Raw genomic sequence first — 20,642 nt, 5'->3', positions numbered from 1 at the left:
TCGCCCTAACGGTAGCGTTTTATAGGGCTATTTTGATCCTGTCCGGCAAGCCAGGTGAGCTTTTCGCCAATCTTGCCCTCAAGGCCTCTGTTTGTCGGGCGATAATAGCGAGTTTGTGCCATTTCCTGCGGGAAATACTCCTCCCCGGCGGCGTAGGCATTGGGCTCGTCGTGGGCGTAACGGTATTGCTGACCGTAACCCAGCTCTTTCATCAGCCTGGTCGGGGCATTACGCAAGTGGTCAGGAACATCGTAATCCGGGCGCTCGCGGGCATCGGACATCGCCGCTTTGAAGGCGGTATAGACCGCATTGCTTTTCGGGGCGCAGGCCAGATAGACAATCGCCTGGGCAATGGCGCGCTCGCCTTCAGCGGGCCCGACGCGGGTGAAGCAGTCCCAGGCGGAGATCGCCACCTGCATCGCGCGCGGATCGGCATTACCAACATCTTCCGAAGCGATCGCCAGACAGCGGCGAGCCACGTACAGCGGATCGCCTCCGGCGGTAATAATGCGCGCATACCAGTAGAGCGCGGCATCAGGTGCGCTGCCGCGTACCGATTTATGCAGCGCCGAGATCAGATCGTAAAAGCGGTCGCCTTTATTATCAAAGCGCGCGCTGCGTTCGCCGGCGATTTCGGTCAGCAGTGCCGGGAGCAGCACCCGCTTGCCGCTGTCGTCGGCTTCGGCCATATCGGCCATCATCTCCAGGGTATTCAGCGCCCGGCGCGCATCCCCGTTCACCAGCTCTGCAATGGCCCGACGGGTATCGTCAGGCAGCACGATATCCTGGCCGCCGTAGCCTCGGGCCTTATCATCCATCGCCTGAGTCAGCACCTGCTCAATGTCTTCGGTGGTTAACGATTTCAGCAGATAGACGCGGGCGCGGGATAACAGTGCGGAGTTGAGTTCAAATGAGGGGTTTTCGGTGGTGGCACCGATAAAGGTGATGGTACCGTCTTCGATGTGCGGCAGGAAAGCATCCTGCTGGCTCTTGTTAAAGCGGTGCACCTCATCGACAAACAGGATGGTGCGACGACCGGCGTTGCGGCTCTGACGGGCACGCTCGATGGCTTCGCGGATCTCTTTCACCCCGGAGGTAACAGCGGAAATACGCTCGACGTCGGCATCGGCATAGCGGGCAATCACTTCCGCCAGCGTCGTTTTACCGGTGCCTGGCGGCCCCCAGAGGATCATCGAGTGCAGATGCCCGGCCTCAATGGCGCGTGGCAAAGGTTTGCCCGCAGCCAGCAGATGCTGCTGGCCAATATACTGCGCTAAATTTTCTGGCCGCATACGGGCGGCCAGAGGTTGAAACGCATTATCTGAAAAATCGAGCGACAGGTTGCTCACGCACGCCTCTTACTTATTACGTTGGTCATCCACCGTCACGCCCTTCGGCGGGGTAAAGGTGAATTTAGATGTATCAACCGCCCCGTTCTGCTGGGATTTCAGCTGATAGCTACTGCGCTGATCGTCCTGCTCAACCGCACCGAACTGATTGATGGTCCCATTAGTACTCACGTTAATGGTGAACTGCTTCAGGTTGCCGTTGTTGCCTTTCGGGGTCAGCACGAAGTCATCGCCGTTCTGTTTAATGTTGTACTGCTGCCAGTCGCTGGACTGGTTACGGGCAATCAGCATAAATGGCGTGTTGCTGGCGGCATCCTTCAGCCAGGTCGCCGTAGCCTGCTCAACAAACGGGTTGAAGAACCACAGGGTTTTCCCGTCGGAAACCAGAATGCTCTCATCCGGCTGCGTCATATGCCAGTTGAACAGATTTGGACGTTTCACCCACAGGTCACCCTGACCTTCCTGCACCGCATTGCCGCTGCCGTCAGTCACTTTCTGGGTGAAGCTGGCGTGGAAGCTGCTGACTTTGTCCAGACGGTTTTTGAGATCGCTGGCGGCATCAGCCCAGACGCTGCTCGCCACAAAGCTGGTCAGTAATGCACAGGTGATTGCAATTTTTTTCATTGGTAGTCCTTACAAAGCGTCATCCCGAAATGGGGGTTTTCTGTCAACTATTCTGGACCTGCCCGCAGGCAGGCGACAGAAGAAAATGCTTAATTATTGCTGATTTACCCATCTTTGCAATCGACGGAGGATTACTCAAACGGCGGCGGGGCAAGCACTTCACGGTTGCCGTTGTGCCCCTGCTCGCTGACGATGCCCTGCGCTTCCATCTGCTCAATGATGCGCGCCGCGCGGTTGTAGCCGATGCGGAACTGGCGCTGAACCCCGGAGATAGAGGCTTTGCGCTTCTCGGTGACGAAGTTAACCGCCTGATCGAACAGGGGATCGAGCTCTTCACCGCTATCAGCACCGCCACCACCGCCACCGCCTTCGCTTTCGCTGTCAGAGGTGATGCCATCAACGTACTGTGGACGACCGCGCGCCTTCCAATCCTGCACCACGGCATGCACTTCCTGGTCACGCACGAAGGCGCCGTGGACACGCACCGGCGAGGTGGAGTTCGGGCCGGAGTAAAGCATGTCCCCCATGCCGAGCAGCGATTCCGCGCCCCCCCTGGTCGAGAATGGTACGGGAGTCGATTTTGCTCGACACGGTAAAGGCGATACGGGTTGGGATGTTGGCTTTAATCAGGCCGGTGATCACATCCACCGACGGACGCTGGGTCGCCAGCACCAGGTGGATCCCCGCCGCACGTGCTTTTTGTGCCAGGCGAGCGATCAGCTCTTCCACCTTCTTACCGACGGTCATCATCAGGTCAGCGAACTCGTCCACCAGCACCACGATGTACGGCAGTTTTTCCAGCACCGGATGCTCGGCATCCATGCTGTCGCCCGGCTTCCAGTACGGATCCGGGATCGGACGGCCCATCTTCGCCGCTTCGGCGATGATCTCGTTATAACCGGCGAGGTTACGCACGCCCAGCGCGGACATCAGCTTGTAGCGGCGCTCCATCTCGTTAACGCTCCAGCGCAGGGCGTTGGCGGCATCTTTCATGTCGGTCACGACTTCGGTCAGCAGGTGCGGAATACCTTCGTATACCGACAGTTCCAGCATTTTCGGGTCGATCATGATGAAGCGCACATCTTCCGGCTGCGCCTTATACAGGATGCTGAGGATCATGGCGTTCACGCCAACAGACTTACCGGAACCGGTCGTACCCGCCACCAGCAGGTGCGGCATTTTCGCCAGATCGGCCACCACCGGTTCACCAGCGATGTCTTTACCCAGCACCACGCTCAGCGGCGAAGGATTATCGCGGAATTTGGCGTTATCCAGCACTTCGCGCAGGTAAACGGTCTGACGTTTTTTGTTCGGCAGCTCCAGGCCAACATAAGGTTTGCCCGGAATAACTTCGACCACACGCACGGCCACGGTGGACAGCGAACGCGCCAGGTCGCGGGAAAGATTGGAGATACGCGCGGCTTTCACTCCCGGAGCCAGATTCAGCTCGAAACGGGTGATCACCGGACCCGGTGAATAATTCACTACATCCGCTTTAATCCGGAAATCGGCCAGGCGGAGTTCAACCAGGCGCGCCATCTGATCGAGGGCGAAGGTATCAACCGGCTCGACTTCCGTTGGCGGCGGTGTTAACAGGTCAAATGACGGCAGCGGCGTGGTCGGTCTTTGCAGCGGACGGCTGTCACCGTTACGCATCAGCAGCGGATGGATCAGGCTCTGTTGAGACTGAGGCTGAGCCGGTGGCTGCTGCGGCTGTACGGGCTGCTGTGGCTGAGCATACTGCTGCGGCTGCGCGGGCTGCTGAGGTTGAGCGTACTGCTGCGGCTGCGCAGGTTGCTGAGGCTGAGCGTACTGCTGCGGCTGCGCAGGTTGCTGAGGCTGAGCGTACTGCTGCGGCTGCGCAGGTTGCTGAGGCTGAGCATATTGCTGCGGCTGTGCAGGCTGCGGCGGCGTAAAGGCCTGGCGCGGCGGCTCGGCTTCCGGCATCACGCCCGGCGTGAACAGCGGTTCGCTTGGCGTATCATCCACCAGATCTTTCATCGGTGAGAATTCAAAATCAGCCAGCGAGAACGGGTTCGCCCCTGTCGGCTGTTCACCGGCGTAACGCTGCTGCTGCGTGGCGGCGAACTGGCGAGCCAGCTCCGCTTCGGCGGCATCATCTTCGTCATCCCGGGCCTGATACGGCTGTGGCTCCGGCTGATATTCCTCGCCATAACGCTGCTGTTGCTGCTGGGCGAACTGGCGTGCCAGCTCATCCTGATGCATTTCGTCAGCGTCGTCTTCGTACTGGTCGTCATCGTATTGCTGACGCCCGGCTTTACGTGCTTCCTCTTCCGCTATTCGCTGAGAAGGCAGCTTGATGCCATACGAGGCCAGTTCACGACGGGTAGGAACGCGCACGCGGTTAGGACGCGGCAGCTGCGGGCCAATCCCCTCTTTCACCTGTGGACGCGGTGCGCCACTGGTCGCCAGGCTGAATAACGGTGCGGCAGCGCTGGCCGCTGCGGCACCCGCGGCCGTTGCCTGCTGGACGCTCGCCGCAACCGGAGCGACAACGGAGGCAGGCTCTACGGCCGGAACCGGTACAGACGGGATCTCAGCTGCTTTGACCGGGGCAGGCTCTTGCACTGCCTCTGGTACAGGCTGATACCAGGCGGCGAGCTGTTCGCGCTCACGGGCACGCTTCTCTTCCACCTCTTCAAAGTAATAAAGCGGCGGACGGGTCGGTTTCACCTCTTCAACCGGCGGCGCTTCGACGACCGGCGGGGTTACCACCGGCTCAGGCTGATACTCGGCCTGCTGCGGTTCATACTGCTGCGGCTGTGCATACTGAGGTTGTTCGTACTGTGGCTGCTCGTACTGAGGTTGCTGATATTGCGGCTGTTCGTACTGCGGCTGTGCGTACACCGGTTCAGGCTGATAAGGTGGCTGCCACTGCTCCTGTGGCGCGGCGGCATAAGGCTGCGGCTCCGGCGTATAGACCGGCGCTGCGGGTGCAGCAGGTTCCGCATGCCAATCAACTGCAGGCGGCTGCAGATGGGCATCCGGCATCGACGGGGTTGGAGGCGTCACCGGATCGACCGGGGCAGCAAAGGCCTGAGTGGCGGTGGTCGCAGCGGCAGCGGCGGCAAGCGGCTCAGCCACCGAGTGACCGTTGAGCAACGGATCGTACTCATCATAGTCGGAGGCCAGCGCGCGATTACCGGAGAACAGCACATCATCCGGATCGGCGGCCACGCCACGGGCGCTGTAAGCCACCTCTTCGTCGTCCATCCGTTTCCCGGAGAACAGCGCGGCATCGGTCTTGCGGCCTAACGGATTGGCAAACTTCTCTGCCACGCGCTTACGGCGCGCCAGGGCCCCACGCATAATGCGCGCGCGGCGGGATTCGCTACGCTCTACGGCTGGCTCAGCCTCGTCGTAGTCGTCGTCTTCATACTCTTCCTCAATCCAGGTGTCATCGCGACGGGTGCGGTTGCTGGCAAAGGTCAGGACGTTGAGGATCACGCTGCCGATTTTTTCAGCAATGCTGACCCAGGACCAGCCGGTAAACAGCGTCAGCCCCGCGCCCCACACGCAGAGCAGCGCGATGGTGCCGCCGCTGCTGTGCAGCATCGGCTGTAAAGCGGTGCTCAGCAGGCTGCCGATCACCCCACCGGAGGCAAAATACCAGATGTCATCGGCGTTAATTGCCGCCAGACCGCAGGAGGTGAGGATCAGCGCCAGCGCGCCAATCAGGCGCAGCGAAACGGCAAAGTAGTCGATGTAGTCATCGTTCTGGCGATGGCGCCAGGCAAACCAACAGCCACCAATAATGATGACGGGAAGGGTGTAGGCCATCACGCCAAAGATAAAGAACAGCGTATCCGCCAGCCAGGCGCCCGGTACGCCGCCTAAATTATGGATAGGCTCGTGCCATGCGGTCTGTGACCAGCTGGGATCGGAGGGATTGAAACTGAGTAAGGCTGCCATCAACCAGACGGCAAAAAGAGCAACAAGGATCAGTAACGCCTCAAGGAGTCGGCGCCCACTGCTGAGCTTGGTTAAATTGACTTCTTTGTCTTCGGTATATTCCTGGCTCAAAACAGGCTCTCCAGGTATCAGGCAATTCCTGCCTGAGTGCTAAACGGACAACAGTGCCGGGAGGCCCGACACTGTTGCTGTATGGATTACCAGGAGTGTAATCAAAGTACGCTGATAATGCACCTGTTCCGTGTTAGCGCGTCTTAATAACCAGACGATTGCTCTGTTTGACTTCTTCCATTACCACATAGGTACGGGTGTCGTTCACGCCAGGCAGTCGCAGCAGGGTTTCGCCCAGCAGCTTACGGTATGCAGACATATCAGGTACGCGGGTTTTCAACAGGTAGTCGAAATCACCGGAAACCAGATGACACTCTTGAATTTCTTCAAGTTTTTGCACGGCGGCATTGAACTGTTCAAACACATCCGGCGCACCACGATTCAGAGTAATCTCAACAAATACCAGAAGTGAGGCATCCAGGTAATGCGGGTTCAGCAGCGCTGTATAGCCCTGAATAAAACCCTGTCTTTCCAGTCGGCGCACACGCTCAAGGCATGGCGTCGGGGAAAGTCCCACACGTTTTGAAAGCTCGACGTTGGAAATACGCCCATCCTTTTGCAATTCATTAAGAATGTTACGATCGATACGGTCGAGATCTTTGCCAGGGCGCTTCTTGCTATCTACCATTATTATTGTCTCTCTGTATTCCTTCCCTAACTCCTGCCAGGACCCTGTGCACTTCACTGTTCAGAGTCTTTCCCCGCGGTTAATCGCATCGCCTGTTTTTTAGTTTGCGCGATTCGATTGGGGTTATGTGGTATGAAGACCGTTGCCCAGAGGCGGCCATCAACATCACGAATGGCATCTGTCCACACCATGCGTAGATTTCGCTGACCCGGTAAAAATGGTGATTTTGTGCATGACTATGCGTTACACAAAGACCGTTTTTTTTCTTCCTTGAATGTTTTCGCAAAAGCGCAGGGGATTGTCAAAGCAAAACATCGATTTTTAGTACAACATGCCGGATATTCATTACGACCGGCGATTAATCCTCATTTTATCGCCGTCGTTTCGAGCGATTTGCCATGATTATTGTTATAAAATCACCTTCCCTGCTCCGCCGTTGATTGGCGATTTCTATTACACACATCGTTAACAAAATCGCTACGCCCTTTTTTTACGACCGCAAATTCCCTACAATCCGGGAAAATGTCTGCCAACAACAATGGGGATCTCATGGGCACGGCCAAACACAGTAAGCTGCTAATCCTTGGTTCTGGACCTGCGGGATACACCGCAGCGGTCTACGCTGCACGCGCTAACCTGCAACCGGTACTGATTACGGGCATGGAAAAAGGCGGTCAGCTGACCACCACCACCGAAGTAGAAAACTGGCCAGGCGATCCTGAAGGCCTGACCGGGCCGCTGCTGATGGAACGCATGCACGAGCATGCCGCCAAATTTGATACCGAAATCATTTTTGACCACATCAACAAGGTCGATCTGCAGAACCGTCCGTTCCGCCTGACCGGTGACAACGCAGAATACACCTGCGATGCGCTGATTATTGCGACCGGCGCCTCTGCCCGCTATCTGGGCCTGCCGTCTGAAGAAGCCTTCAAAGGTCGCGGCGTTTCCGCCTGCGCTACCTGCGACGGTTTCTTCTATCGCAACCAGAAGGTCGCGGTCATCGGTGGCGGCAATACCGCCGTGGAAGAAGCACTGTACCTGGCGAATATCGCCTCTGAAGTGCATCTCATTCATCGCCGTGATACCTTCCGCGCGGAAAAAATTCTGATCAAGCGCCTGATGGATAAAGTGGCCAGCGGCAACATCGTGCTGCACACCCACCGCACGCTGGAAGAAGTGACCGGCGATCAGATGGGCGTAGCGGGTCTGCGCATTCGCGATACGCAGAACACCGACAACGTTGAAACGCTGGAAGTGGCAGGTCTGTTTGTTGCCATCGGCCACAGCCCGAACACTGCGATCTTCGACGGTCAGCTGGAGCTGGAGAACGGCTACATCAAAGTGCAGTCCGGGATCCACGGCAATGCCACCCAGACCAGCATCCCGGGCGTGTTCGCTGCGGGCGACGTGATGGACCACATTTATCGTCAGGCGATCACCTCTGCGGGCACCGGTTGTATGGCGGCGCTGGATGCAGAACGTTATCTCGACGGACTGGCCGATCAGAGTAAATAATTTTTACAAATCAGCAACAAACGTAAAAAAAGGCGGCGATAAGTCGCCTTTATTGTCTCTGCGATGTAACATTGCCGTGCCCAATACCTAATAACATCACCTGCAAATCACGCAATGGAAAAAACCCGTCAACAAGAGTTAACACGCTGGCTGAAACAGCAAAGCGTTCTTTCCCGCCGCTGGCTGAATATTTCCCGTCTTTTAGGGTTTATCAGCGGCGTGTTGATTGTAGGCCAGGCATGGCTGCTGGCCCGCATTCTTAACCATATGATCATGGAAAACATCCCGCGTGAGGCCCTGTTACTGCCTTTCATTGTGCTGATTCTGGTCTTTATTCTGCGTGCCTGGGTGGTCTGGTTGCGTGAGCGCGTGGGTTTTCACGCCGGACAGAACATCCGCTACGAAATTCGCCGCCAGGTGCTCGACAGGCTGCAGGAAGCCGGTCCAGCCTGGATCCAGGGCAAGCCCGCCGGTAGCTGGGCGACGCTTATCCTCGAGCAAATCGACGATATGCATGACTACTACGCCCGCTATCTGCCGCAGATGGCGCTGGCCGTCTTTGTTCCTCTGCTGATTGTGCTGGCGATCTTCCCGTATAACTGGGTCGCGGCGCTGATCCTGCTGGGTACCGCTCCGCTGATCCCGCTGTTTATGGCAATGGTCGGCATGGGCGCCGCCGATGCCAACCGCCGCAACTTCCTGGCGCTGGGTCGCCTCAGCGGCCACTTCCTTGACCGCCTGCGCGGCATGGAGACGCTGCGCATTTTTGGGCGCGGTGAAGCCGAAACCGACAACATTCGCCACGCCTCTCAGGACTTCCGTCAGCGCACCATGGAGGTGTTACGCCTGGCGTTCTTATCCTCCGGGGTGCTGGAGTTCTTTACCTCTCTGTCGATTGCCCTGGTCGCCGTCTATTTTGGTTTCTCCTATCTGGGCGCCCTCGATTTTGGTCACTACGGCACTGCCGTGACCCTCTCAGCAGGCTTCCTGGCATTGATTCTGGCCCCGGAGTTCTTCCAGCCGCTGCGCGATCTGGGCACCTTCTATCATGCGAAGGCCCAGGCCGTGGGCGCAGCCGACAGCCTGAAAACCTTCCTCGAAACGCCGCTGGCCCATCCGCAGCGCGGTGACTTGACCCTGAGCACCAGCAAACCGGTCAGCATTGAGGCAGAGAATTTCTGCGTGCTGTCGCCGGAAGGTAAGGTGCTGGCGGGGCCATTAAACTTTACACTCGCGGCAGGCCAGCGCGTGGTGCTGGTCGGTACCAGCGGCTCGGGCAAAAGCTCGCTGCTGAATGCGCTCTCCGGCTTTATGGCCTACAGCGGGTCGCTGCGCATAAATCAGGCCGAACTCTCCGCGCTCGATCCTGATGAATGGCGCACCCATTTAAGCTGGGTGGGTCAGAATCCGCAGCTTCCGGCAGCCACGCTGCGGGAAAACGTGCTGCTGGCGCGCCCGGATGCCAGCGACGAAGAGCTGCAGTCGGTGCTCGATCGCGCCTGGGTCAGCGAGTTCCTGCCCCTGCTGCCGAACGGGGTGGATACGATTGTCGGCGATCAGTCGGCTGGGCTTTCCGTCGGACAGGCGCAGCGTATCGCCGTGGCCCGCGCCCTGCTTAATCCCTGCCAGCTTTTACTGCTGGATGAGCCCGCTGCCAGCCTGGACGCGCACAGCGAACAGCGCGTAATGCTGGCCCTTGATGCCGCCTCGCAGCAGCAGACCACGCTGATGGTCACCCACCAGCTGGAGGGCATTGCTCACTGGGATCAGGTCTGGGTGATGGAAAACGGACAGCTTGTCGAGCAGGGCGATTATGCCACGCTCGCGGCAGCACAGGGGCCGTTTGCGGCCCTGCTGGCGAACCGTCAGGAGGATATCTGATGCGCGCTTTACTGCCTTATCTGGCGCTCTATATGCGCCACAAATGGATGCTAACCCTCGGCGTGGTGCTGGCGATCCTCACCCTGCTGGCCAGTATCGGCCTGTTAACGCTCTCCGGCTGGTTCCTTTCTGCCTCGGCGGTGGCCGGGTTTGCCGGGCTGTACAGCTTCAACTATATGCTGCCCGCCGCAGGCGTTCGCGGCACCGCCATTGCCCGCACCGCCGGGCGCTACTTCGAACGTCTGGTCAGCCATGACGCCACCTTCCGCGTGCTGCAGCACCTGCGCGTGACCACCTTCAGCAAGCTGCTGCCCCTCTCCCCTGCCGGGCTGGCGCGCTATCGCCAGGGCGAACTGTTGAACCGCGTGGTCGCGGATGTTGATACGCTCGATCACCTCTACCTGCGCGTTATCTCCCCGCTGGTGGGTGCCCTGGTGGTGATTGTGGTCGTTACTCTCGGCCTGTGCCTGCTTGACGTCAACATCGCGCTGGTGCTCGGCGGGATCATGCTCCTTACGCTGTTTCTGCTGCCGCCGCTGTTTTACCGCGCCGGGAAACCGACCGGTGAAAACCTGACCCGTCTGCGCGGCGAATATCGCCAGCAGCTGACGGGCTGGCTGCAGGGGCAGGCAGAGTTGACTATTTTTGGCGCCAGCCGTCGTTACCGCGCGCAGATGGAAAACACCGAGCTGAACTGGCACGAAGCCCAGCGCAAGCAGTCAGAACTCACGGCCCTGTCTCAGGCGCTGATGCTGTTGATTGGCGGTGTTGCGGTGATGGCGATGCTGTGGATGGCCTCCGGCGGCGTGGGCGATAATTCCCAGCCGGGTCCGCTCATTGCGCTGTTTGTCTTCTGCGCGCTGGCGGCGTTTGAAGCGCTGGCCCCGGTGACCGGGGCCTTTCAGCACCTGGGCCAGGTGGTGGCTTCCGCGCTACGTATCACCCAGATCACCGGCCAACAGCCGGAAGTGCAGTTCAGCACCGCCGCGTCCGACGTGCCTGAGCAGCTGGCCCTCCGCCTGGCGGATGTCAGCTTTGCCTACGACGGCCAGGCGCAACCGGCGCTGGACCATATAAACCTGACTATTCCTGCAGGCGCTCACGTTGCGGTACTGGGTCGTACCGGCTGCGGGAAGTCGACGCTGCTGCAGCTCCTGACCCGGGCCTGGGATCCGGCTCAGGGCCAGATCCTGTTCAACGATACGCCGCTGGCAGCGATGAGCGAGCCTGCGCTACGCAAAACGGTGAGCGTGGTGCCGCAGCGGGTCCATCTTTTCAGCGCCACCCTGCGGGATAACCTGCTGTTAGCCGCGCCCGGTGCCGCCGATGACGCGTTAAGCGCGATGCTGGAAAAAGTGGGTCTGCATAAGCTACTGGACGACGAGGGTCTGAACAGCTGGCTCGGTGAAGGGGGTCGTCAGCTCTCCGGCGGTGAGCTGCGTCGCCTGGCGATTGCCCGCGCGCTGCTGCACGATGCGCCGCTGATGCTGCTGGACGAACCCACCGAAGGTCTCGACGCAACCACAGAGCGACAAATTCTTGATTTACTGGAAAAAGAGATGCAGGGCAAAACGGTGCTGATGGTGACGCACCGCCTGCGCGGACTGGCGGATTTCGATCAAATTATTGTGATGGACAACGGACAGATTATTGAGCAAGGTAGTCACGCAGAGCTGTTAGCAAAACAGGGTCGCTACTACCAGTTTAAACAACGTCTGTAGTCTATATTTGAACCGATCCCCACTTCGCGTACTGGAGTTTTGTTGTCATGCGCCTGGTCCAGCTCTCTCGTCATTCTCTTGCGTTCCCTTCTCCGGAAGGGGCGCTGCGTGAACCTAATGGTTTGCTGGCCCTCGGCGGCGATCTGAGCCCGTCGCGTTTATTAATGGCGTACCAGCGCGGAATTTTTCCGTGGTTTTCCCCCGGCGATCCGATCTTATGGTGGTCGCCCGACCCTCGCGCCGTTCTGTGGCCCGCACAGTTTCATATCAGCCGCAGCATGAAGCGCTTTCACGCTCATTCCCCCCTATCGCGTCACACTTAATCACGCGTTTGGTCAGGTGATCGAGGGATGCGCCGACGATCGCTTCGAAGGAACCTGGATCACCCCCGAGGTGATCACCGCCTATCACCGCCTGCACGAACTGGGTTACGCCCACTCGATTGAGGTATGGGATAAGGATGAACTGGTGGGCGGGATGTACGGCGTGGCGCAGGGCACCTTGTTTTGCGGCGAGTCGATGTTCAGCCGCGCGGTCAATGCCTCGAAAACTGCCCTGCTGGTTTTCTGCGAGCGTTTTACCCGCAGCGGCGGCCAGTTGATTGATTGCCAGGTGCTGAACGAGCATACCGCCTCGCTGGGTGCGGTTGAGATCTCCCGCCATGAATATCTGCATCAACTGGCGACGCTGCGAATGCAGAAATTACCGCAGAATTTCTGGGTCCCCGGGACGTTATTTATGCCCCAAAGATAAATGTTTTCCGCATATTTTTCCTCAAGGTGCTATAATTCTGCCGCAGAGTAGGTTCTGCCTGTTGCCCCGCCGCCGTTTGGGAATAGTTCGCATCCGATAACGCCCTATCGTTTATCCTGCCACCTCCCCTTTACGTATGCGCTTTTCGTACGGTTCATCCGTGACGTCCGGGTAATACGCTGAAACTGCTTTGCTGCGTTTTAAACGCGCAAATCTTTACTTAATTGATGAATTTCGGCATTATCTTGCCGGTTCAAAACTTGGTAGTGATACCCCAGAGGATTAGATGGCCAAAGAAGACAATATTGAAATGCAGGGTACCGTTCTTGAAACGTTGCCTAACACCATGTTTCGCGTAGAACTGGAAAACGGTCACGTTGTTACCGCGCATATCTCCGGTAAAATGCGTAAGAACTATATCCGTATTCTGACGGGCGACAAAGTGACTGTTGAGCTGACCCCGTACGACCTGAGCAAAGGCCGCATTGTCTTCCGTAGTCGCTAAGAGTTTTTCGCCGCGAATGGCGTAGAGAGAATACTAAAGGCCGGGTTATCCCGGCCTTTTTTTATGCGCAGCGTCAGTGAACGCGCACCACAGTCAGATCCGCCAGCATCGCATGGCTGATCTCGTGCAGCAGGCCGGTGAGATGCGGAAGCATATCGCGGTCAAAATGCGACACCAGCAGCACGTGGTTTAACGCCCGGCAGTAATCACACTGGGCTTCGGTGCTGTCCAGCAGCCACTTCTGTTTGTGCGAGGGCGGGATCTCATCGTCCTCCAGCACGCGAAAATCGCTCATCGATTTTTCCAGCTCGCTTCTGAATGCGTCCAGGTATGCCGCAAGGCAGCGGCACACGGGCTGCGTTTGCGGCAACGAATTGCAATCGACCAGGATTTCGGTGAGCAGGTTGCAGCGCGCGGCAAGGGTGGAGAGATCGGGAGTGCTGAGTTCGAGTTCGCTATAAAGCTGGGCAACATTATTTTCATTAGTCATAAATCATCCTTTATGCACGGGAACATATCTGTGCACACAATTCAGGACGCCAATCCTGGCACCTGATTTTGCAGGTGCATCGCCATTCTATTACTGGGGTTTTATCCAGCAATACTCACATTTACATTCTGGATAACGCCTCGCAAAGTTTTGACGATGGTGCTCGCGATTCCCCCTCACCCTAACCCTCTCCCTCAAGGGAGAGGGAACCGATCGAGCTTGCAGCGAAAAGAGTGCTCGATAGTTACTCAGCACCTATAGCGATGCCCTGGTCCGGCTGAAAATCGCTGAGGCGTTGACCGCAGGCCGGGGCGAGGCGCATGGATGCGCCGAGAGGAGGCGACCTACATGGATGTAGGATCGCCCCCCGACCCGAAAGCCGAAGGGAATAAGCCGAAGGGACCGCGCAGCGGCGATTTTCTTTGCCGGAAGCCGGGATTGTTAAGGGGGCGGCGATAGCCCCCCTTAACACGTTCACCGGTGACGTGGTTTACAGAGAAGCAGCGAACGTGAGGTGAACGGAACCCCCACCGGAGTCGCATGTTTCCCCTCACCCTAACCCTCTCCCCAAAGAGGAGAGGGAACCGATCGAGCAGGCATAAAAAACCGGGCTTTCGCCCGGTTTTTATCATCATTCAACAAGGTTAGTGAGCCGCTTCCGGCTTGTGCTTCGCCGCACTCTGGAAATCGTACGTCAGCTCGTTCTTCGCCTGATCCAGCGCCACGGTCACCTGTCCGCCGTCCACCAGCGAACCAAACAGCAGTTCGTTAGCCAACGGTTTTTTCAGATTGTCCTGGATAACACGCGCCATCGGACGCGCACCCATCGCACGATCGTAGCCTTTCTCTGCCAGCCAGTCGCGGGCTTCCTGACTCACTTCCAGGGAGACCCCTTTCTGATCCAGCTGAACCTGCAGCTCGACGATGAACTTATCCACCACCTGATGGATCACCTCGGTAGAGAGATGATCGAACCAGATAATGTTGTCCAGACGGTTACGGAATTCCGGCGTAAAGACCTTCTTGATCTCTTCCATCGCATCGGTGCTGTTATCCTGGTGGATCAGGCCGATGGATTTACGCTCGGTTTCACGTACCCCGGCGTTGGTGGTCATCACCATCACCACGTTGCGGAAGTCCGCCTTGCGCCCGTTGTTGTCGGTCAGCGTTCCGTTATCCATCACCTGCAGCAGCAGGTTAAAGACGTCCGGGTGCGCTTTCTCGATCTCATCGAGCAGCAGAACCGCGTGCGGATGCTTGATCACCGCGTCGGTGAGCAGGCCACCCTGGTCAAAGCCCACGTAGCCCGGAGGCGCACCGATCAGACGGCTGACGGTGTGACGCTCCATATACTCGGACATATCAAAGCGCAGCAGCTCAATGCCCAGCGCTTTGGAGAGCTGAACCGTCACCTCGGTTTTCCCCACCCCGGTCGGGCCGGCGAACAGGAAGGAACCGACAGGCTTGTGCTCGTGCCCCAGCCCGGCGCGGGCCATCTTGATGGCTTCGGTTAAAGCCTCAATGGCTTTATCCTGGCCAAAGACCAGCATTTTCAGGCGATCGCCAAGATTTTTCAGCGTATCGCGGTCGCTCTGAGAAACGCTCTTCTCAGGGATACGCGCGATGCGGGCTACCACAGATTCGATATCCGCCACGTTGACCGTTTTCTTGCGCTTGCTGACCGGCATCAGACGCGCACGCGCGCCCGCTTCGTCGATCACGTCAATCGCTTTATCCGGCAGATGACGGTCGTTGATGTATTTCACCGCCAGCTCCACCGCTGCACGCACCGCTTTCGCGGTATAACGCACGTCGTGGTGCGCTTCGTACTTCGGTTTCAGGCCGTTGATGATCTGCACCGTTTCTTCAACGGATGGTTCAGTAATGTCGATTTTCTGGAAGCGACGCGCCAGGGCGCGGTCTTTTTCGAAAATATTGCTGAACTCCTGGTAGGTGGTCGAGCCAATCACCCGGATCTTGCCGCTGGAGAGCAGCGGTTTAATCAGGTTGGCTGCATCCACCTGGCCACCCGATGCCGCACCGGCGCCGATGATGGTATGGATCTCGTCGATAAACAGGATGCTGTTGGTATCCTGCTCCAGCTGTTTCAGCAGCGCTTTGAAACGCTTTTCAAAATCACCGCGATATTTGGTCCCGGCCAGCAGGGAACCGATATCCAGCGAGTAGATGGTGCAATCGGCAATCACTTCCGGAACGTCGCCCTGCACAATGCGCCAGGCGAGCCCTTCGGCGATGGCGGTTTTACCGACGCCCGACTCGCCCACCAGCAGCGGGTTGTTCTTGCGACGGCGGCACAGGACCTGAATCGCCCGTTCCAGCTCTTTTTCGCGGCCAATCAGCGGGTCAATACCGCCGACGCGGGCAAGCTGGTTAAGATTGGTGGTGAAGTTTTCCATACGTTCCTCCCCGCCTGCTTGCTCTTCGCTGTTGGCCTGATGGCCGGAATCCGATGCCTGATTCGGCTCGTCTTTTCGCGTTCCGTGAGAGATGAAGTTCACCACGTCGAGGCGGCTGACTTCGTGTTTGCGCAGCAGGTAGGCGGCTTGCGACTCCTGCTCGCTGAAGATGGCAACCAGCACGTTGGCACCGGTGACTTCGCTACGTCCGGAGGACTGGACGTGAAATACCGCACGCTGGAGTACACGCTGGAAGCTGAGCGTCGGCTGCGTGTCGCGCTCCTCTTCACTGACGGGCAGTACAGGTGTGGTCTGTTCGATGAAGGCTTCAAGTTCCTGACGCAGCGCCACCAGGTCCACGGAGCAGGCTTCAAGCGCTTCGCGGGCGGATGGATTGCTGAGCAGTGCAAGCAGCAAGTGCTCGACCGTCATAAACTCATGTCGGTGCTCACGCGCTCTGGCGAAAGCCATGTTTAAACTGAGTTCCAGTTCTTGATTGAGCATAGGCACCTCCCCCAATTTTCATTGCCTTATTCAGGCTTTTTCCAGCGTACACAGCAACGGATGCTCGTTCTCCCTCGCATACTGGTTCACCATCGCCACCTTCGTCTCTGCGACTTCTGCAGTAAAAACACCGCAGATGGCTTTGCCATGATAGTGAACGGTAAGCATCAGTTGCGTTGCACGTTCTACATCATAAGAAAAGAACTTTTGTAGCACGTCAATAACAAATTCCATCGGCGTGTAGTCATCGTTCATTAACATAACTTTATACATAGATGGCGGTTTTAGCGCGTCGCGCACTTTATCTTCCGCCAGCTTGTCGAAATCGAGCCAGTCGTTCGTCTTACCCATTGTCAGTCGTCATCTTCGTTTACGGTCTCCGGTCGCGGTTCTGATGCTGACAGGAGGCTATACATAACCTGAATCTACCTTAGATGTCAGATAACTCACATCTATTATTGCCATCCGCGATGTCTGTCACAATACCCACCAATAGCGTTAACTGCTTCAAATTTTGACGCATTTTCCCCCTCCCTTCCCCGGCAAATGCTTGACGCTGCCTTTGGTTTATCTAAATTGTACAGGCGTGAGTTGGCGAGGTTTTGAACAGCCCCCACTTCACCACCGGTTCATTACATCTAACTCAATAAGATTTACGAAGGATGTCGAAGCATGGAAACGGGTACAGTTAAGTGGTTCAACAACGCCAAAGGGTTTGGTTTTATCTGCCCTGAAGGCGGCGGCGAAGACATCTTCGCGCATTACTCCACCATTCAGATGGATGGTTACAGAACGCTGAAAGCCGGACAAGCCGTTCGGTTCGATGTACACCTCGGGCCAAAAGGCAATCATGCCAGCGTTATTGTGCCCATCGAAGCAGAAGTGGTGGCATAGCCCTCTGTTTCATTGTGTACACCCCGCACTCAAAATGCCAGCCCGATGCGCTGGCATTTTTATTTGTGGGCTTCCGTGCGGTCTGGTGCCCGGCGGCGCTGCGCTTGCACGGGCCTACGAATATTTGTGGGCCAACCGACTCACTCCCGGGCTAACGCATCCACCGGATCCAGCCGCGCGGCATTTCTTGCCGGCAGCCAGCCAAACAGCACCCCGGTAAAGGTAGAACAAAGGAAGGCGGTTAACAGCGCCATCGGTGAAAAACCAATTTCCCAGCCGGATAAAAACAGCTGCAGCGTAAAGGCAATTAACAGGGAGAGCGTAATCCCCAGCGCGCCGCCCACCAGACAGACCAATACCGCCTCAATTAAAAACTGCTGCAGCACGTCGCTGGCCCGGGCGCCGACCGCCATGCGAATGCCGATTTCACGCGTACGTTCTGTCACCGACACCAGCATGATATTCATTACCCCAATCCCCCCCGACCAGCAGGGAGATGATCGCCACCAGCGTGAGGAAGAGCTGAAGAGTACGTGTGGTCTTTTCAGCCGTTTTCAAGAGCCCGTCCATGTTCCAGGTGAAGAAATCTTTCTTGCCGTGGCGCAGGGTCAGCAGGCGTTCGAGCTGTTGTTCCGCCTGGGCGCTGTCGTAGCCCTCTTTCACCCGGACGGTAATCGAGTTTAGCCACGACTGCCCCATAATGCGCCCGGAGATGGTGGTGTACGGCAGCCAGACGCGCAAAATCTTGCTGCTGCCAAACATAGACTGCTTCTCCTCCGCCACGCCGATTACCGTGGCGGGCATATTGCCCACCAGCACGATCTCGCCCACCACCTTCGCTTTATTGGGGAACAGCTGTCGCCGCGAGTTGGCATCCAGCACCACCACCTGCGCCCTGCCCGCCAGCTGCTCTGCGTTAAAGGTGCCCCCTTCGCTGAAGGTCATGCCGTAGACGTTAAAGTAATCGCCGCTGACGCCGTTGGCGCTGGCCGCCACGTCGATGTTGGCGTAGCGCAGACGCAGGTTCTGCGACACCGCCGGGGTGGCAGAGTTGACCCACGGCTGCTTCTGGATCGCCGCCAGATCGTCATATTTCAGCGCCTGCTGGTACTGCGGTTCATCGTCGCCAAAGTCTTTGCCGGGATAGACGTCGATAGTGTTGGTGCCGATGGAGCGAATGTCCGACAGCACCAGCTGTTTGGCGGCATCGCCCACCACCACGATCGAGACCACCGAGGCGATACCGATGATGATGCCGAGCATGGTCAACAGGGTGCGCATTTTGTTGGCGGCCATCGCCAGCCAGGCCATGGTCAGCGCTTCACGAAAGCTGCTGGCAAACTGCCGCCAGCCGGACGGCGGAGGCAGTGCCACTTCCTGTCTGCGGGTAGCGTTAGTCGTTGCGGGAGGATTGCTGACCAGCTCGCCGTCGTGGATCTCCACAATCCGCCCGGCCTGGGAGGCCACCTGCGGGTCGTGGGTCACAATGATCACCGTATGCCCCTGATCCCGCAGCTGGTGCAGGATCGCCATCACCTCTTCCCCGGAGTGGCTGTCCAGCGCCCCGGTCGGTTCATCGGCGAGGATCACCTGCCCGCCGTTCATCAGCGCCCGGGCGATACTCACCCGCTGCTGCTGGCCGCCGGAGAGCTGTGAGGGCTGATAATCGACCCGCTCCCCCAGCCCCAGCCGCGTAAGCAGCGCCTGGGCCCGCTCAAGGCGCTTTTTGCGCTCCACGCCGGCATAGACCGCCGGTACTTCGACGTTCTGCGCCGCGCTCAGGTGCGAGAGCAGATGGTAACGCTGGAAGATAAAGCCGAAATGTTCCCGCCGCAGTTTGGCCAGCGCATCGCCGTCCAGCGTCGCGACATCGGTGCCTGCCACGCGGTAGGTGCCGCTGGTGGGTTTATCCAGACAGCCGAGAATGTTCATCAGCGTCGATTTACCAGAACCCGAGGCCCCGACAATCGCCACCATCTCTCCGGCCTCAACCCGCAGGGTGATGCCCTTCAGCACCTCCACCGGCCCGTCGCCGGAGGGGTAGCTCCGGCGGATATCATTCAGCTCCAGCAGGGCCGTCATTTGGCCGCCCCGGGCTGGCTCTCGCTGATGACGACCTCTTCACCCTCTTCCAGCCCTTTCACCACCACCACGTCGGTGTCGTTACGCGAGCCGAGGCTCACCTCACGCTCGCGCGTCTCGCCGTTACGCAGCACCCTCACTTTATAGCTGTTATCGCCCGCCGGTTCACCCAGCGCCGCCAGCGGAATGGTCAGCACGTTTTTCACCCCGGCCAGCTGGATATGCACCTGCGCGGTCATGTCCAGGCGCAGCACCCCCTGCGGGTTGGGCACTTCAAAACGGGCGTGATAGAAAATGGCGTCGTTGACCTTCTCCGGGGTCGGGAGAATGTCTTTCAGCACCCCTTCGTAACGGGTCTGCGGATCCCCCAGCACGGTGAACCAGGCTTTTTGCCCAGGCTTAAGGTGGATCACATCCGCCTCCGAGACCTGAGCTTTCACCAGCATGGTGCCCATATCTGCCAGAGTCAGAATGTTTGGCGCCTGCTGGGCAGCAATCACCGTCTGCCCCTGGAGGGTAGTGATTTGCGTCACTTCCCCGGCCATCGGCGCGACGATACGGGTGTAGTCGAGGTTGGTTTTGGCGCTGTCCAGCGAGGCCTGATTGCGTTTGATCTGCGCATCGATGGTGCCGATCTGCGCCTGTTTGACCGCCAGTTCGGTCACCGAGGTATCCAGATCCTGCTGCGAGATCGCCTGGGTGGTGGCGAGCTGCCGCTGGCGGTTCAGGGTCACCTGAGCCAGCTTACGCTCCGCTTCGGCCTGACTGCGCTGGGCGCGCAGCTCCATCAGGGTCGCCTCTACCTCTTTGATCTGGTTTTCGGCCTGCTCCGGGTCGATGACCCCCAGCAGCTGCCCTTTTTTCACCTTATCGCCAATCTCCACCGACAGCGTTTTCAGCTGCCCGCTGACCTGGGCCCCGACGTCCACCTTGCGCAACGCGTCCAGCTTGCCGGTGGCAAGCACGTTTTGCTGCAGCTCGCCCGGACGGACAATCAGCGTCTGATAGTGTGGCACCGGAGCGTTAAGCACCCGCCACAGCCAGAATCCAGCGACCAGTACAATCAGCACCAGCAGCAGAAACAGCTTCCTGCGTTTTCCCTTAAAGTTCATAAATATTCCAAATAGCTATTCTGGCTTACATAACTGTTGATTCTAACTAAACCGTTCCTCAACGAAACCCCTGCTTTCCAGGATGGTTGAAAATCGTTGAGGAGAGGTTGATAAAGCCCC

12 protein-coding genes and 4 pseudogenes are annotated in these 20,642 nt (G+C 58.1%); 7 read left to right on the top strand and 9 right to left on the bottom strand.

Going from position 1 to position 20,642, the window contains the following annotated elements; translation table 11 throughout:
* Positions 1-5 precede the first annotated feature (5 nt).
* The 4 genes and pseudogenes from rarA to lrp all read right to left on the bottom strand — a co-directional run bounded on the left by rarA (position 6) and on the right by lrp (position 6,645).
* Positions 6-1,349 (bottom strand): replication-associated recombination protein RarA, encoded by a 1,344-nt coding sequence (gene rarA / locus AAHB66_RS07585; protein WP_347115740.1) that lies wholly within the window; start codon positions 1,347-1,349, stop codon positions 6-8.
* 9 nt (positions 1,350-1,358) lie between these two features.
* A complete protein-coding gene (lolA, locus tag AAHB66_RS07580) occupies positions 1,359-1,973 on the bottom strand; it encodes an outer membrane lipoprotein chaperone LolA (protein ID WP_347115739.1) in 615 nt (204 codons plus the stop codon).
* 131 nt (positions 1,974-2,104) lie between these two features.
* Positions 2,105-6,017, bottom strand: a pseudogene (ftsK, locus tag AAHB66_RS07575) (DNA translocase FtsK).
* Between the two features lie 133 nt (positions 6,018-6,150).
* Positions 6,151-6,645, bottom strand: coding sequence for a leucine-responsive transcriptional regulator Lrp (gene lrp / locus AAHB66_RS07570; protein ID WP_000228469.1), 495 nt, complete (start codon positions 6,643-6,645; stop codon positions 6,151-6,153).
* Between the two features lie 549 nt (positions 6,646-7,194).
* Between lrp and trxB the strand changes: the two genes are divergently transcribed.
* The 6 genes and pseudogenes from trxB (at position 7,195) to infA (ending at position 13,023) form a co-directional block, all read left to right on the top strand.
* Positions 7,195-8,163, top strand: coding sequence for a thioredoxin-disulfide reductase (gene trxB, locus AAHB66_RS07565; protein ID WP_347115738.1), 969 nt, complete (start codon positions 7,195-7,197; stop codon positions 8,161-8,163).
* A 114-nt stretch (positions 8,164-8,277) separates the two neighbouring features.
* Entirely contained in the window at positions 8,278-10,044 is a 1,767-nt protein-coding gene (gene cydD, locus AAHB66_RS07560) for a cysteine/glutathione ABC transporter permease/ATP-binding protein CydD (protein ID WP_347115737.1), read from the top strand.
* Positions 10,044-11,765: a cysteine/glutathione ABC transporter ATP-binding protein/permease CydC gene (gene cydC, locus AAHB66_RS07555; protein WP_347115736.1), complete on the top strand. Its 1,722-nt coding sequence runs from the start codon at positions 10,044-10,046 to the stop codon at positions 11,763-11,765. Before cydD ends, cydC begins: the two co-directional genes overlap by 1 nt.
* Before the next feature lie 47 nt (positions 11,766-11,812).
* Positions 11,813-12,518: pseudogene (gene aat / locus AAHB66_RS07550) on the top strand (leucyl/phenylalanyl-tRNA--protein transferase).
* Between the two features lie 173 nt (positions 12,519-12,691).
* Positions 12,692-12,877: pseudogene (locus tag AAHB66_RS07545) on the top strand (hypothetical protein); the annotation flags it as partial.
* Positions 12,805-13,023 (top strand): translation initiation factor IF-1, encoded by a 219-nt coding sequence (infA, locus tag AAHB66_RS07540; protein ID WP_001040187.1) that lies wholly within the window; start codon positions 12,805-12,807, stop codon positions 13,021-13,023. The pseudogene AAHB66_RS07545 and the gene infA, both read left to right, overlap by 73 nt.
* 73 nt (positions 13,024-13,096) lie before the next feature.
* Here the strand turns inward: infA and AAHB66_RS07535 are convergent, their stop codons facing one another.
* The 3 genes from AAHB66_RS07535 to clpS all read right to left on the bottom strand — a co-directional run bounded on the left by AAHB66_RS07535 (position 13,097) and on the right by clpS (position 16,785).
* Entirely contained in the window at positions 13,097-13,513 is a 417-nt protein-coding gene (locus AAHB66_RS07535) for a hypothetical protein (protein ID WP_347115735.1), read from the bottom strand.
* Between the two features lie 644 nt (positions 13,514-14,157).
* The gene (gene clpA, locus AAHB66_RS07530; protein ID WP_106992563.1) at positions 14,158-16,434 is read right to left on the bottom strand and encodes an ATP-dependent Clp protease ATP-binding subunit ClpA; all 2,277 of its coding nucleotides are present in this window, start codon (positions 16,432-16,434) and stop codon (positions 14,158-14,160) included.
* Positions 16,435-16,464: 30 nt separating this feature from the next.
* Entirely contained in the window at positions 16,465-16,785 is a 321-nt protein-coding gene (gene clpS / locus AAHB66_RS07525) for an ATP-dependent Clp protease adapter ClpS (RefSeq protein ID WP_032617325.1), read from the bottom strand.
* Positions 16,786-17,106: 321 nt separating this feature from the next.
* On the opposite strand from clpS, the gene cspD reads away from it, so the two are divergent.
* Positions 17,107-17,328, top strand: a complete 222-nt coding sequence (gene cspD / locus AAHB66_RS07520) for a cold shock-like protein CspD (protein ID WP_032617324.1) — start codon at positions 17,107-17,109, stop codon at positions 17,326-17,328.
* Positions 17,329-17,468: 140 nt separating this feature from the next.
* Here cspD and macB read toward each other — a convergent pair.
* Positions 17,469-19,410: pseudogene (gene macB / locus AAHB66_RS07515) on the bottom strand (macrolide ABC transporter ATP-binding protein/permease MacB).
* Positions 19,407-20,522 carry a macrolide transporter subunit MacA gene (gene macA / locus AAHB66_RS07510; protein WP_347115734.1) on the bottom strand — a complete coding sequence of 372 codons (1,116 nt, stop codon included), beginning with the start codon at positions 20,520-20,522 and terminating at the stop codon, positions 19,407-19,409. Before macA ends, macB begins: the two are co-directional and overlap by 4 nt.
* Positions 20,523-20,642: the final 120 nt, after the last annotated feature.

It is taken from the genome of Leclercia sp. S52 (genome assembly GCF_039727615.1).
Taxonomy (GTDB): Bacteria; Pseudomonadota; Gammaproteobacteria; order Enterobacterales; family Enterobacteriaceae; genus Enterobacter; species Enterobacter adecarboxylatus_B.
Note: the sequence above shows the minus strand (reverse complement) of the source record. Positions and strands in the feature narration are given on the sequence as shown.